13 protein-coding genes, 1 pseudogene and 1 other annotated feature are annotated in these 14,336 nt (G+C 55.3%); of the genes and pseudogenes, 10 read left to right on the top strand and 4 right to left on the bottom strand.

Annotation, left to right across the window (positions count from 1 at the left end; translation table 11 throughout):
- Window positions 1-24 precede the first annotated feature (24 nt).
- Entirely contained in the window at window positions 25-741 is a 717-nt protein-coding gene (gene arcA, locus GY169_RS20135; RefSeq protein WP_015966004.1) for a two-component system response regulator ArcA, read from the bottom strand.
- A gap of 96 nt (window positions 742-837) precedes the next feature.
- Here arcA and yjjY point away from each other — a divergent pair.
- From yjjY to GY169_RS20100, 7 genes and pseudogenes are all read left to right on the top strand, one after another.
- Window positions 838-979: pseudogene (gene yjjY / locus GY169_RS20130) on the top strand (protein YjjY).
- A gap of 400 nt (window positions 980-1,379) precedes the next feature.
- The gene (locus tag GY169_RS20125; protein WP_163449308.1) at window positions 1,380-2,066 is read left to right on the top strand and encodes a tRNA/rRNA methyltransferase; all 687 of its coding nucleotides are present in this window, start codon (window positions 1,380-1,382) and stop codon (window positions 2,064-2,066) included.
- A gap of 189 nt (window positions 2,067-2,255) precedes the next feature.
- Complete coding sequence (gene thrL / locus GY169_RS20120; RefSeq protein ID WP_074398816.1) at window positions 2,256-2,345, top strand: thr operon leader peptide; 90 nt, start codon at window positions 2,256-2,258, stop codon at window positions 2,343-2,345.
- Window positions 2,284-2,401 (top strand) — a sequence feature (Thr leader region). (Overlaps the previous gene by 62 nt.)
- Window positions 2,402-2,426: 25 nt before the next feature.
- Window positions 2,427-4,889, top strand: coding sequence for a bifunctional aspartate kinase/homoserine dehydrogenase I (thrA, locus tag GY169_RS20115; protein WP_167576904.1), 2,463 nt, complete (start codon window positions 2,427-2,429; stop codon window positions 4,887-4,889).
- Window position 4,890: 1 nt separating this feature from the next.
- The gene (gene thrB, locus GY169_RS20110) at window positions 4,891-5,820 is read left to right on the top strand and encodes a homoserine kinase (protein ID WP_167576902.1); all 930 of its coding nucleotides are present in this window, start codon (window positions 4,891-4,893) and stop codon (window positions 5,818-5,820) included.
- Between the two features lie 3 nt (window positions 5,821-5,823).
- Window positions 5,824-7,110, top strand: coding sequence for a threonine synthase (gene thrC / locus GY169_RS20105; protein WP_167576900.1), 1,287 nt, complete (start codon window positions 5,824-5,826; stop codon window positions 7,108-7,110).
- 195 nt (window positions 7,111-7,305) lie between these two features.
- Window positions 7,306-7,638: a DUF2502 domain-containing protein gene (locus GY169_RS20100; RefSeq protein ID WP_167576898.1), complete on the top strand. Its 333-nt coding sequence runs from the start codon at window positions 7,306-7,308 to the stop codon at window positions 7,636-7,638.
- 32 nt (window positions 7,639-7,670) lie between these two features.
- On the opposite strand, the gene yaaA is transcribed toward GY169_RS20100, so the two are convergent.
- A complete protein-coding gene (gene yaaA, locus GY169_RS20095; protein WP_167576897.1) occupies window positions 7,671-8,444 on the bottom strand; it encodes a peroxide stress protein YaaA in 774 nt (257 codons plus the stop codon).
- Window positions 8,445-8,510: 66 nt separating this feature from the next.
- A complete protein-coding gene (locus GY169_RS20090; protein ID WP_163449302.1) occupies window positions 8,511-9,941 on the bottom strand; it encodes an alanine/glycine:cation symporter family protein in 1,431 nt (476 codons plus the stop codon).
- Between the two features lie 253 nt (window positions 9,942-10,194).
- Here GY169_RS20090 and tal point away from each other — a divergent pair, with 253 nt between their 5' ends.
- Entirely contained in the window at window positions 10,195-11,148 is a 954-nt protein-coding gene (tal, locus tag GY169_RS20085) for a transaldolase (RefSeq protein ID WP_163449301.1), read from the top strand.
- A gap of 57 nt (window positions 11,149-11,205) precedes the next feature.
- Here tal and GY169_RS20080 read toward each other — a convergent pair whose 3' ends face one another.
- A complete protein-coding gene (locus GY169_RS20080) occupies window positions 11,206-12,132 on the bottom strand; it encodes an Rpn family recombination-promoting nuclease/putative transposase (RefSeq protein WP_167576895.1) in 927 nt (308 codons plus the stop codon).
- A 194-nt stretch (window positions 12,133-12,326) separates the two neighbouring features.
- Between GY169_RS20080 and mog the strand changes: the two genes are divergently transcribed.
- Together mog and GY169_RS20070 are read left to right on the top strand one after the other, a co-directional pair.
- Entirely contained in the window at window positions 12,327-12,914 is a 588-nt protein-coding gene (mog, locus tag GY169_RS20075; RefSeq protein ID WP_167576893.1) for a molybdopterin adenylyltransferase, read from the top strand.
- Between the two features lie 125 nt (window positions 12,915-13,039).
- Window positions 13,040-14,335 carry an MFS transporter gene (locus GY169_RS20070; RefSeq protein WP_167576891.1) on the top strand — a complete coding sequence of 432 codons (1,296 nt, stop codon included), beginning with the start codon at window positions 13,040-13,042 and terminating at the stop codon, window positions 14,333-14,335.
- The last annotated feature ends 1 nt before the right edge of the window (window position 14,336 follow it).

Here is a 14,336-nt window from a genome sequence, read left to right as displayed (position 1 = left end):
CGCTTAACGCGCCGTTTTGTTTTCTTATTCCTGCAGCTCGCCGCAGAAGCGGTAACCTTCGCCGTGAATGGTGGCGATGATTTCCGGCGTATCCGGCGTAGACTCGAAATGTTTACGGATGCGACGAATGGTTACGTCAACCGTACGGTCGTGCGGCTTCAGCTCACGGCCCGTCATTTTCTTCAGCAGTTCAGCACGAGACTGAATCTTGCCCGGGTTTTCACAGAAGTGCAGCATGGCGCGGAATTCACTGCGCGGCAGCTTGTACTGTTCACCGTTCGGGCTCACCAGAGAGCGGCTGTTGATGTCCAGCTCCCAGCCGTTGAACTTGTAGCTTTCTACGCTACGACGTTCTTCGCTGACGGTACCCAGGTTCATGGTACGGGACAGCAGGTTACGTGCACGGATAGTCAGTTCACGCGGGTTGAACGGCTTGGTGATGTAATCATCTGCACCAATTTCCAGACCGAGGATCTTGTCGACTTCATTGTCGCGGCCGGTCAGGAACATCAGGGCGACATTTGCTTGCTCGCGCAGTTCGCGTGCCAGCAGAAGGCCGTTTTTCCCCGGCAGGTTGATATCCATGATTACCAGGTTGATATCATTTTCAGACAGGATCTGATGCATTTCCGCGCCATCGGTCGCTTCGAAAACATCGTAGCCTTCTGCTTCGAAAATACTTTTTAACGTGTTGCGTGTTACCAACTCGTCTTCAACGATAAGAATGTGCGGGGTCTGCATGTTTGCTACCTAAATTGCCAACTAAATCGAAACAGGAAGTACCAATAGTCCCTGACCTGCCTGATGCATGTCGAAAATTAACATGATCGGCGTAACGTGACTAAAGTACGTAATTGCGTTCTTGATGCACTTTCCATCAACGTCAACAACATCATTAGCTTGGTCGTGGGTACTCTTCCCTCTGGACCCGACAGTGTCAAAAACGGTTGTCATCCTAACCATTTTAACAGCAACATAACAGGCAAAGAGACACCAGACTGCCAATAAACCTACGCTTCGTTGACATATATCAAATTCAATTGTAGCACGTTAACAGTTTGGTGAAATCATCGCTCTGGAATGATAACGCCTATCACATTTTTTCCACAACTCAACTAGTTGCACAGGTTAACTGATAAATGTGATGAATCCAATTACTATCACCATGTGCGAATGAAAATAGTTCATATAAACAGTAAGATATCCGCTGTCTGTTAACATATAAAACGAAAGATTTCGCACTGAATAGTTTAGCGTTTTTTATATGTTATGAAACATCATTTCAGTGATTTTTGTTGCATTTTTGTAAATTCGCGCTGCGCAATATGTTGATGTACATCACATTATTGCCTGAGAACAGTAAGTTAAGAGAACTTTAAATGCACTTATCTATTGTGCTGGTTTCGCCAGCAAGGGCCGAAAATATCGGTGCCGCCGCCCGCGCCATGAAAACCATGGGATTTAATGACATGCGTATCGTTGATAGCGTTGCGCACCTGGAACCCGCCGCGCGATGGGTGGCTCATGGCTCTACCGACATCCTTGACGGCATCACCTGCTACCCAACGCTGGCGGAGGCGCTGCACGATGTGGATTTCACCGTAGCGACTACCGCGCGCAGCCGTGCCCGATTCCACTATTACGCCACGCCGCAGGAACTGGTGCCAATGTTGACCGAAAAAGCGCAGTGGATGGACCATGCCGCGCTGGTGTTTGGCCGTGAGGATTCCGGGTTAACCAATGATGAACTGGCGTTAGCGGATGTGTTAACCGGTGTGCCGATGGTGGCGGATTATCCGTCGCTGAATCTCGGGCAGGCGGTGATGGTGTATTGTTATCAGCTTTCCTCACTGTTACAAAACGCGAACCCCCCAGCAACGACAGGTGACGAAAATCAGCTGATTGCGTTAAGGGCGCGTATCAGCAAATTGCTCGAGCGGCTCGAGGTAGCCGGAGATGTAAAACTGGCCGATTGGCTGCAACAACGTATTGGCTTACTTGAGCAACGCGATACGGCAATGTTGCATCGTTTGCTGCATGATATTGAAAAAAATATGACAGAGTAAAATTCTGTCATTGTATTTTCGTATGGTGTTATTGGTTGGTATTTTGCAAAACTTATGGCCGTTGTGGTGGTTTGTCGGCGAATGAACGGGCGGATGTGAATTGATTGCGAAACGTGACGAAGTTAGAAATTCATTGACTTAGTGGGCCAGATACTTTAACCAATAGGGGTATAAGGCACAGACAGCTAAATGACAGAGCACACAACATCCATGATTCGCATCAGCAGCATTATGACCATTACCACCACCACTATTACCACAGGTAACGGTGCGGGCTGACGCGTACAGGAAACACAGAAAAAAGCCCGCACCTGAACAGTGCGGGCTTTTTTTTCGACTGAAGATCAAGGGGTAAAAACCATGCGAGTCTTGAAGTTCGGCGGTACATCAGTGGCAAATGCGGAACGGTTTCTGCGTGTTGCCGACATCCTGGAAAGCAACGCCAGGCAGGGGCAGGTAGCAACCGTGCTTTCTGCCCCGGCAAAAATCACCAACCATCTGGTGGCGATGATTGAAAAAACCATTGGCGGCCAGGACGCGCTGACCAACATCGCCGACGCCGAACGTATCTTTGCTGAACTTCTTCAAGGGCTTGCTACCGCCCAGCTGGGTTTTCCGCTGGCGGAACTGAAGGCGGCCGTTGAGCTCGAATTTGCCCAGATCAAACACATTCTCCACGGTATCAGTCTGCTCGGTCAGTGCCCGGACAGCGTCAACGCTGGCCTGATCTGCCGCGGCGAAAAGCTCTCTATCGCCATCATGGCCGGGCTGCTGAGCGCCCGTGGCCACAAGGTGACGGTGATTAACCCGGTTGAGAAACTGCTGGCCGTTGGCCACTACCTTGAATCGACAGTCGATATTGCTGAATCTACTCGCCGCATTGCCGCCAGCCAGATCCCGGCGGACCATATGGTGCTGATGGCGGGCTTTACCGCCGGTAACGATAAGGGGGAACTGGTGGTGCTGGGGCGTAACGGCTCCGACTACTCCGCCGCCGTGCTGGCCGCCTGTTTACGCGCAGACTGTTGCGAGATCTGGACCGACGTCGACGGCGTTTATACCTGCGACCCGCGTCAGGTACCGGACGCGGTGCTGCTGAAGAGCATGTCGTACCAGGAAGCGATGGAGCTTTCCTACTTCGGCGCCAAAGTGCTTCACCCGCGTACCATTGCCCCTATCGCCCAGTTCCAAATCCCTTGCTTGATTAAAAACACCGGCAACCCGCAGGCTCCAGGTACGCTAATCGGCGCCAGCAGCGACGATGACGCGCTGCCGGTCAAGGGCATCTCCAACCTCAATAATATGGCGATGTTCAACGTCTCCGGCCCGGGGATGAAAGGCATGGTCGGCATGGCCGCTCGCGTGTTTGCTACCATGTCGCGCGCGGGCATCTCCGTGGTGCTCATTACTCAATCCTCATCTGAGTACAGCATCAGCTTCTGCGTGCCGCAGAGCGACTGTGCGCGGGCGAAGAAGGCGATGGAAGATGAGTTCTATCTGGAGCTGAAAGAAGAACTGCTGGAGCCGCTGTCGATCATGGAGCGTCTGGCGATCATCTCCGTTGTCGGCGATGGTATGCGCACGCTGCGCGGCATCTCGGCGAAGTTTTTTGCCGCGCTGGCCCGGGCTAACATCAACATCGTAGCGATTGCCCAGGGTTCCTCTGAGCGTTCAATCTCCGTGGTGGTCAACAACGACGACGCCACCACGGGCGTTCGCGTCACGCATCAGATGCTGTTTAACACCGACCAGGTGATTGAAGTCTTCCTGGTGGGCGTCGGCGGCGTCGGCGGGGCGCTGCTTGAGCAGATTAAACGTCAGCAGGCGTGGCTGAAGAAAAAGCACATCGACCTGCGCGTCTGCGGCGTGGCGAACTCCCGCGCGCTGCTGACCAGCGTGCATGGGCTGAATCTGGAAAACTGGCAGGCGGAGCTGGAGGAAGCTAAAGAGCCGTTTAACCTTGGGCGTCTGATTCGTCTGGTGAAAGAGTATCACCTGCTGAACCCGGTGATCGTTGACTGTACTTCCAGCCAGGCGGTAGCCGATCAGTACGCTGATTTCCTGCGCGAAGGTTTCCACGTGGTGACGCCGAACAAAAAGGCCAATACCTCGTCGATGGACTACTACCACCAGTTGCGTCACGCGGCTGGCCAGTCGCGCCGCAAATTCCTCTACGACACCAACGTCGGGGCGGGGCTGCCGGTCATTGAAAACCTGCAAAACCTGCTCAACGCGGGCGATGAGCTACAGCGCTTCTCTGGCATTCTTTCTGGCTCACTGTCGTTTATCTTTGGCAAGCTGGACGAGGGCATGAGCCTGTCGGCGGCAACTAAAGTGGCGCGTGAGATGGGCTATACCGAACCGGATCCGCGTGATGATCTCTCGGGTATGGACGTGGCGCGTAAGCTGCTGATTCTGGCTCGCGAAACCGGGCGTAGCCTCGAGTTGAGTGATATTGTGGTCGAATCGGTGCTGCCAGAAAGTTTTGACGCCACCGGCGATACTGAGAGCTTTATGGCGCGTCTGCCGCAGCTTGACGATGAATTTTCCGCCCGCGTGGCGAAAGCGCGTGATGAAGGCAAAGTGCTGCGCTATGTTGGCAACATCGAAGAAGACGGCGTCTGCCGGGTGAAAATTGCCGCCGTTGACGGCAACGACCCGCTGTTCAAAGTGAAAAACGGCGAGAACGCGCTGGCGTTTTACAGCCACTACTATCAGCCGCTGCCGCTGGTGCTGCGCGGCTATGGCGCAGGCAACGATGTTACGGCGGCAGGGGTATTTGCCGATCTTCTGCGCACATTGTCATGGAAGTTAGGAGTTTAAAATGGTTAAGGTGTATGCCCCGGCTTCCAGTGCCAATATGAGCGTCGGGTTTGATGTACTGGGTGCCGCCGTCACGCCGATCGACGGCAGCCTGCTGGGCGACAACGTATCGGTTGAGGCGGCAGACCGCTTCAGCCTGCAAAATTTAGGGCGCTTTGCGGATAAACTGCCGAGCGAACCGCACGAAAACATCGTGTATCAGTGCTGGGAACGCTTCTGCCAGGAGATTGGCAAAGAAATCCCGGTGGCGATGACGCTGGAAAAAAACATGCCGATTGGTTCAGGGCTGGGTTCCAGCGCTTGTTCCGTGGTCGCCGCGCTGGTGGCGATGAATGAACACTGCGGCAGGCCGCTCGATGAAACCCGGATGCTGGCCCTGATGGGCGAGCTGGAAGGACGTATCTCCGGCAGCGTGCATTACGACAACGTCGCGCCGTGCTATCTCGGCGGAATGCAGCTGATGATCGAAGAGAACGACATTATCAGCCAGCAGGTGCCGTGCTTTGACGACTGGCTATGGGTGCTGGCCTATCCGGGCATTAAGGTCTCTACCGCGGAAGCGCGGGCGATTCTGCCCGCTCAGTATCGTCGTCAGGACTGCGTGGCTCACGGCCGTCATCTGGCGGGCTTTATTCACGCCTGCTATTCCCGTCAGCCGCAGCTGGCGGCAAAACTGATGAAAGACGTGATTGCCGAGCCGTACCGAACCAAACTGTTACCGGGTTTCAGCGAAGCACGTCAGGCGGTAGCCGGCATTGGCGCCGTGGCTTGTGGCATCTCCGGCTCCGGGCCGACGCTGTTTGCCCTGTGCGACAAAACCGAGACCGCGCAGCGCGTGGCGGACTGGCTCGGTCAGCATTATTTGCAGAATCAAGAAGGCTTCGTTCATATTTGCCGGCTGGACACGGCGGGCGCACGAGTAGTGGGATAACCGATGAAACTCTATAACTTAAAAGATCACAATGAGCAGGTCAGCTTTGCGCAGGCCGTGACTCAAGGGCTTGGCAAGCAACAGGGGCTGTTCTTTCCGTTAGATTTACCGGAATTCAACCTGACCGACATTGATGAACTGCTGACGCAGGATTTCGTCACCCGCAGTGCGAAAATTCTCTCCGCGTTTATCGGCGATGAGATCCCGGAAGCCGAGCTTGCCGCGCGTATCGCGACGGCGTTCACCTTCCCGGCGCCGGTGAATAAGGTGCAGGAAGACGTTGGCTGTCTCGAACTGTTCCACGGCCCGACTCTGGCGTTCAAAGACTTCGGCGGCCGCTTTATGGCGCAGATGCTGACTCATATCGCTGGCGACAAGCCGGTGACTATCCTGACGGCGACCTCCGGCGATACCGGCGCCGCCGTGGCGCACGCGTTCTACGGCCTGCCGAACGTCAAAGTGGTGATCCTGTACCCGCGCGGTAAGATCAGCCCGCTGCAGGAAAAATTGTTCTGTACCCTGGGTGGCAACATTGAAACCGTGGCGATCGACGGTGACTTCGACGCCTGCCAGGCGCTGGTGAAGCAGGCGTTCGACGACGAAGAGTTGAAAGTCGCGCTGGGGCTGAACTCCGCCAACTCCATCAACATCAGCCGCCTGCTGGCGCAGATTTGCTATTACTTCGAAGCGGTGGCGCAGCTGCCGCAGGAAGCGCGTAACCAACTGGTGATTTCCGTGCCAAGCGGTAACTTTGGCGATCTGACCGCGGGCCTGCTGGCCAGGTCGCTCGGCCTGCCAGTGAAACGCTTTATCGCCGCCACCAACGCCAACGACACCGTGCCGCGCTTCCTGCAGGACGGCAAGTGGGCGCCGAAAGCCACTCAGGCGACGTTGTCTAACGCCATGGACGTCAGTCAGCCGAATAACTGGCCGCGCGTGGAAGAGCTGTTCCGCCGTAAAATCTGGCGTCTGAACGAGCTGGGCTATGCGGCGGTGGATGATGAGACCACCAAAGCGACCATGCGTGAGCTGCAAGCGTTGGGCTACACCTCTGAACCGCACGCGGCGATTGCCTACCGCGCGCTGCGTGACCAGCTGCAACCGGGTGAATACGGCCTGTTCCTCGGTACCGCCCATCCGGCGAAGTTCAAAGAAAGTGTGGAAGAGATCCTCGATGAAACGCTGCCGCTGCCAAAAGCGTTGGCGGATCGCGCCGATCTGCCGCTGTTATCGCATAACCTGCCAGCCGACTACGCTGCGCTGCGTAATCTGATGATGAGCAAGGCGTAATGTCTCCGTTTCCCCTTCCAGCATGGAGGGGGAATCAGGGAGAAATTATGCAGGAATTCGGCAGGAAAAAAGGAGAATTTCCCGATAAATGCGGGTGGTTACAATATAGGATTGCGGAGAATAACAACGCGGGTTCCGCGGCGGTAATCTCTCTTCATCGGCCATACTGGCGAACGAAGAACCAAGGAGTTACCCATGTTAAAACCTGCGATGTTTGCACTGGCAATGATGCTGGCGGCTCCGGTTATCACTCAGGCCGCAGAGATTACGCTGGTTCCGGCGGTGAAACTGCAAATTGGCGACCAGGACAATAACGGTCGTTACTGGGACGGCGGCCACTGGCGCGACCACGGCTGGTGGAACGATCACTATGAATGGCGCGACAACCGCTGGCATGCCCACACACCACCGCCGCCGCATCACGATAACCGTGGGCACAATGACCATCATGACAATCGTCACGATGACCACGGTCATGATAATCACGGTCGCGGCGACGAGCATCGCCCACCGTCAGGCCATCATTAATCGCGAATTCGGGTAGCCCGCGGGCTACCTGCTTACTGTTCGTGGCGCTTGAAGACTAACTCTTCGGCGCTCGAACTTTCCGCATCAAAGAAATACCCTTCGCTATCAAACCCGGTCAACTGCTCTGGTTTCGACAGACGGTTCTCAATGATGTAGCGGCTCATCAGTCCGCGCGCCTTTTTGGCGTAGAAGCTAATCACCTTAAACTTACCGTTTTTCTCATCGAGGAAGACGGGCTTAATGATTTGCCCCTTCAACGCTTTCGGCTTCACCGAGCGGAAGTATTCATCTGATGCCAGATTCACCACGATATCGTCGCCCTGATCGTGCAGTGCGGCGTTCAGCGTATGGGTGATTTCCTCACCCCAGAACTGATACAGATCTTTCCCGCGCGGGTTCTCAAGACGAATCCCCATTTCCAGACGATAAGGCTGCATGAGATCCAGCGGACGCAGCACGCCATACAGGCCGGAGAGCATACGCAGGTGCTTCTGGGCGAAGTCAAAATCGGCTTCGCTGAAGGTTTCCGCCTGAAGCCCGGTATAAACATCGCCTTTAAACGCCAGAATCGCCTGGCGGGCGTTCTCCGGCGTGAAGTCCGGGTGCCAGTCGTGGAAGCGGGTGGCGTTTAAATCCGCCAGCTTGTCGCTAATCCCCATCAGCGCTTTAATCTGCGGCGCTGAAAGCTTGCGCGCAACGCCGATCAGTTGCTGAGAGTGCTCCAGCAGCATCGGCTGGGTATAGCGCGTGGTGGCCAGCGGGCTTTGGTAGTCGAGCGTTTTAGCAGGAGAAATTAGAATCAGCATATCCAGTCCTTGCAGAAAATTTCACGCAACTTTAACAAAAAAAGGGCCGCAGGTGATCGATTGCTGCTATTGGCGCGGTGGTTGATCCCAACTTTCCGGCGCGAGCTGTTGGGCGATCTCCGGATAATAGTCAGGATCGAACACCGGCGTGACGCCAAGTTTACGCTGGCGTAGGTAATCACGGGCGATGATTCTGACCACCGGAGACAGCAACAAAATGGCCGACAAGTTAGTGATTGCCATCAGCGCCATAATCACGTCAGCCATCTGCCAGACGACAGGCAAGCTGAGCTGACTGCCGATGACCACCATCAACAGAGTGCCAATACGCAGCAGCCAGAGAGCCCAGGGCTTATTGCAGCGTAAGAAGATCAGGTTGTTTTCGGCGTAAACGTAGTTGGCGACGATCGACGTAAAAGCAAACATCACCATGACTATCGCCACAAAACTTGCGCCCCAGTTGCCAACCAGCACGTTCATCGCGTGCTGAATAAGCTGAATGCCGTCATAGCCGGTGGTTTTGGTGCCGTGACCCGACAACAATACAACCATTGCGCTGGCGCTACAGATAACGATGGTATCAATCAGCACGCCAATCATTTGTACGATGCCCTGCGCCGCCGGATGAGGGGGGAAGGAGGCCGCGGCGGCGGCCGCGTTAGGCGTGGACCCCATCCCCGCTTCGTTGGAGAACATGCTGCGCTGGAAGCCGCTGGTAATCGCCTGGCTGACGCTGTAGCCGACGGCACCAGCCGCCGCTTCTTGCAGGCCAAAGGCGCTGCGAATAATCATGTTGATGATGTCGGGCATTTCACCGATATGCCACAGCGAGATCAGCAGGCAGGTAACAACCCACACCAGTCCCATCAGCGGCACCAGCCACTGGCTAAGCCGCGCCACGCCTTTCATGCCGCGCATCATGACCAGCAGGGCGAAGAAGGCCACTACGACGCCGGTGAAGTTGAAGGGAATGTCGAAAGCATAATTCAATGCGTGTGCCATGGAATTGGCCTGCACGGTATTGAAGATGAGCCCGTAGGCGAGCAGCAGGAACAGGGAGAAGAGCACGCCCATCCAGCGCATGCCCAGTCCGCGCGTCATATACCAGGCGGGCCCGCCACGGAACTGCCCGTTGGCGTCACGTTCTTTGTAGAGCTGTGCCAGCGAGCACTCGGCGAAGCTGCTCGCCATGCCGATAATCGCCGCGACCCACATCCAGAACACCGCGCCGGGGCCGCCGACGGTAATCGCCAGCGCCACGCCTGCCAGGTTACCGCTGCCGACGCGCGCGGCCAGGCTGATGCACAGCACCTGGAATGAAGTTAATCCGCCTTCGCCCGGTTTCAGGCTTCTTTTCAGACTTTTGCTAAACTGACGGATGTAGCGAAACTGGATGTAGCCGGTTCTCCATGTAAACCAGATACCACAGCCAAGGAGCAGGTAAATCATTACCGAGCCCCACAGTATTTCGCTGATAAAAGACAGGAAATCAGGCATTAAACGTCCTCTTGTCTATGCCAAAACGGGCGGCTGAACCCCGGAAGCTAACGGTGCTTCACACGATTCGATTCAGCCAATGTAAGCGTTACCATATTCAGCGCGCACAACGGCCACGTCTGAAAGTCCAATGCTTGAGTTTATCATACTCTGCGCTCTCATGATGTCGGCGGTTGCGCTGAGAGAGCGGCGTGATATTATCGAGGCAGACCGGTTACATCCCCCTAACAGCTGTTTAAAGAGAAACACTATCATGACGGATAAATTGACATCTCTGCGTCAGTACACAACCGTAGTGGCTGACACCGGAGACATCGCAGCAATGAAGCTGTATCAGCCTCAGGATGCGACAACCAACCCTTCCCTGATTCTGGGCGCAGCACAGATTCCTGAGTACCGTAAACTGATTGACGATGCGGTAACGTGGGCGCGTAGCCAGAGCAGCGACCGTGCGCAGCAGGTTGTAGATGCTACCGACAAACTGGCCGTCAACATCGGTCTGGAAATCCTGAAACTGGTCCCGGGCCGTATTTCTACCGAAGTTGACGCGCGTCTCTCCTATGACACCGAAGCGTCCATCGCTAAAGCCAAACGTCTGATCAAAATGTACAACGATGCTGGCATCAGCAACGATCGCATTCTGATCAAACTGGCTTCTACCTGGCAGGGCATCCGCGCGGCGGAGCAGTTGGAAAAAGACGGTATCAACTGTAACCTGACCCTGCTGTTCTCCTTCGCTCAGGCGCGTGCTTGTGCGGAAGCGGGCGTATACCTGATCTCCCCGTTTGTTGGTCGTATTCTGGATTGGTACAAAGCCAATACTGACAAGAAAGAATACGCGCCTGCGGAAGATCCGGGTGTGGTTTCCGTGAGCGAAATCTACCAGTACTACAAAGAGCACGGCTATGAAACCGTAGTGATGGGCGCAAGCTTCCGTAACATCGGCGAAATCCTTGAGCTGGCCGGCTGCGACCGCCTGACCATCGCACCTGCACTGCTGAAAGAGCTGGCAGAAAGCGAAGGCCCGCTGGAGCGTAAACTGACCTTCACCGGTGAAGTGAAAGCGCGTCCGAGCCGCATCACCGAGTCTGAGTTCCTGTGGCAACACAACCAGGATCCGATGGCGGTAGACAAACTGGCGGAAGGTATCCGTAAGTTTGCGATTGACCAGGAAAAACTGGAAAAAATGATCGGCGACCTGCTGTAATCTTGTCAGGCCGTAACGCAACAGCCCGCTTCTCTTTGCCGAGAGCGGGCTGTTTTTTTAATGCTGTAGTGAGGGGAGCTCTTCGGCGCTTACGCCGGTCATTTCAATGATATCGGCTGCCGGGATACCTTTTTCGAGCATCGCCCGCGCTATTTTACGCGACGCTTCGCGTTCCCCGGTTTGGATACCTTGTTGCATCCCCTGCTGTATTCCTTCGTTGCGGCCTTCCTGCTTTAACTGCTCTGCTAACGTCATCAGTTCGTCTCCATACTGAGGCGCACGCTGCGCCATTTCGTACAGCAATGTGCGGGCATCCTGAGCCTCTCCCGCCTGAAGCATATAGTTTACCAGTGCAATCACCTGTTGTCCGCTGATGTGATTGCGGGTTAACAGGATGTCGAGCTTATCGAGAAGCCGGGTGAGATCGCGCTGGCGAATGTGCTTTTGAATTAAAGTCAGCGCCGCCATACTCCGGTGGCGCATGATTTCATCATCGGGGATAACCGTGATATCAACCAGCGGGAAATTTTGGCTATAAATACGCCCAGCAACCACCGGGTCGCTGAATTCATCCAGCCAGTTCATTGAATTGGGGTAAGGGCTTCTTCGGCCCTGATAAAACAAAATGGGGATCACCAGGGGCAGCGCGTTGTGACCCGCCTCCAGATGTCGCTGCATAGCGGCAATCGCATAGCGCATCAGACGAAAGGCCATATGTCTGTCTGGTGAACTCTGATGCTCTATTAACACGTGGATGTAGCCGTCACCGCAAGCGGTTTTAAGCGAGTACAGCATATCGCTGAAATAGGGATGTAAGTCTTCTTCGATAAAGCTTCCAGACTCTAGCTGCAATGTTTGTAGGTCGCACAGCTGTAAAAGCGCAGGAGGAAGATGGATTGCGATAAAATCGCGCGCGGTTTCCATCGTCGAGAGAAACGTTTTAAACACTAAATCATGCGGCGTGGGTGTCCTGTTTTTTCGCATGTCTGGCCCTCCGTGGAAGCGTGTGGGCGGAGTCTGCCACCACGGTTATTTTCTCGATAGCAAATTATCAATCGCCAGGCTGATTTTGCGGCGAGCCTCGGGAAACGGCAGGAGATTACCCCTCCGGTGTCTTAGTATTACCGACCATTCACGTGTATCATTCTGCTCAACAGTACAGTTTTAACGGAATAATCATGAACACTTTACGCATTGGCTTAGTTTCTATCTCTGACCGCGCCTCCAGCGGTGTTTACCAGGACAAAGGCCTGCCGGCGCTTGAAGAGTGGTTGGGCAGCGCACTGGCGACGCCATTTGAAATCGAAACCCGACTGATCCCCGATGAGCAAACCATTATCGAGCAAACCCTGTGTGAGTTGGTTGATGAGATGAGCTGCCACCTGGTGCTGACCACCGGCGGTACCGGCCCGGCGCGTCGCGATGTGACGCCGGATGCCACGCTGGCGATTGCCGACCGCGTGATGCCGGGTTTTGGCGAGCAGATGCGTCAGGTGAGCCTGCACTTTGTGCCGACGGCGATCCTCTCTCGTCAGGTGGGCGTGATTCGTAAACAGGCGTTGATTCTCAATCTTCCAGGGCAGCCGAAGGCCATTCAGGAGACGCTGGAAGGGGTTAAAGATGCGGAAGGTAAGGTGCTGGTGAACGGTATCTTTGCAAGTGTACCGTATTGTGTACAGTTGCTGGAAGGGCCCTATATTGAGACCCATCCGCACGTTGTAGCAGCATTTCGTCCTAAGAGCGCGCGTCGCGAGACTTTATCCTGAATGTGATGCTTTTCTGACATAACCTATCATTCCTCTGGAGTGCGATAGGGTTTACGGTATAGTCATTTTTGCTTTACACAAATCGTAAACTTATATCAACAGCTCAACTTTGCGAATGGTTTGTTATGTCACATTACACCCGACCTCTGAATCGACAAGATTATAAAACGCTGACGCTGGCCGCCCTGGGCGGCGCGCTGGAGTTTTATGATTTCATCATCTTCGTCTTCTTTGCCGCCGTGGTCGGGGAGCTTTTCTTCCCGGCAGATATCCCTGAATGGCTGCGCCAGGTACAAACTTTCGGCATCTTTGCGGCTGGCTATCTGGCTCGCCCGCTGGGTGGCATCATTATGGCGCACTTCGGCGATCTGGTCGGGCGCAAAAAAATGTTTACCCTCAGCATCCTGCTAATGGCGGTGCCGACGCTGGCGATTGGCCTGCTGCCGACGTATGCCACCGCCGGGCTGGTGGCGCCGTTGCTGCTGCTGTTGATGCGTATTTTGCAAGGGGCCGCGATTGGCGGTGAAGTCCCGGGGGCGTGGGTGTTCGTGGCCGAGCACGTCCCGGCGCGGCGCATTGGTATCGCCTGCGGCACGCTGACGGCAGGGCTGACGGTGGGGATCCTGCTGGGCTCCGTGGTGGCAACGCTCATTAACACGCAGCTTACCGTGCAGGCGATCCACGACGGCGGCTGGCGAATTCCATTCCTGCTGGGCGGCGCGTTTGGCCTGGTGGCAATGTACCTGCGACGCTGGTTGCAGGAGACGCCTGTTTTTCTCGAAATGCAGCAGCGCAAAGCGCTGGCGCAAGAACTGCCGATCAAGTCGGTGGTGCTCAAGCATAAGCAGGCGGTGGTGGTTTCGATGCTGCTGACCTGGCTGCTCTCCGCAGGTATTGTCGTGGTGATTCTGATGTCACCGGTGTGGCTGCAAAAGCAGTACGGTTATGCCCCCGCGCTGACGTTACAGGCTAATAGCGTGGCGACGGTGATGCTGTGCGTTGGCTGCCTGCTGGCAGGGTTAATCGTCGATCGTGTCGGCGCGAGCAAGACGTTTATTGTTGGCAGTATTTTACTGGCCTGCTCAAGCTGGTTCTTCTATCACCTCGCGGGAACGCATCCTGAGCAACTGTTCCTGTTGTACGGGCTGGTAGGTCTGTGCGTTGGCGTGGTTGGCGCCGTGCCTTACGTGATGGTGCGCGCCTTCCCGGCGGAGGTGCGCTTTAGTGGTATTTCCTTCTCCTACAATGTCTCTTACGCCATTTTTGGCGGCCTGACGCCGATTGCCGTCACCATGTTGATGGGCGTTTCGCCGATGGCGCCAGCCTGGTATGTGCTGGCGCTGTCGTTGATTGGCCTTGGGCTCGGCATCTGGCTGCGTAAAGAGATACCCGCAGTAAGCAGCGCCCCTGCCAAGGCGTAAG

This window comes from Kluyvera genomosp. 3 (assembly GCF_011765685.1).
Classification (GTDB): Bacteria; Pseudomonadota; Gammaproteobacteria; order Enterobacterales; family Enterobacteriaceae; genus Kluyvera; species Kluyvera georgiana_A.
The sequence above is the reverse complement of the archived record's forward strand: the minus strand, read 5'-3'. Positions and strand labels throughout refer to the sequence as shown.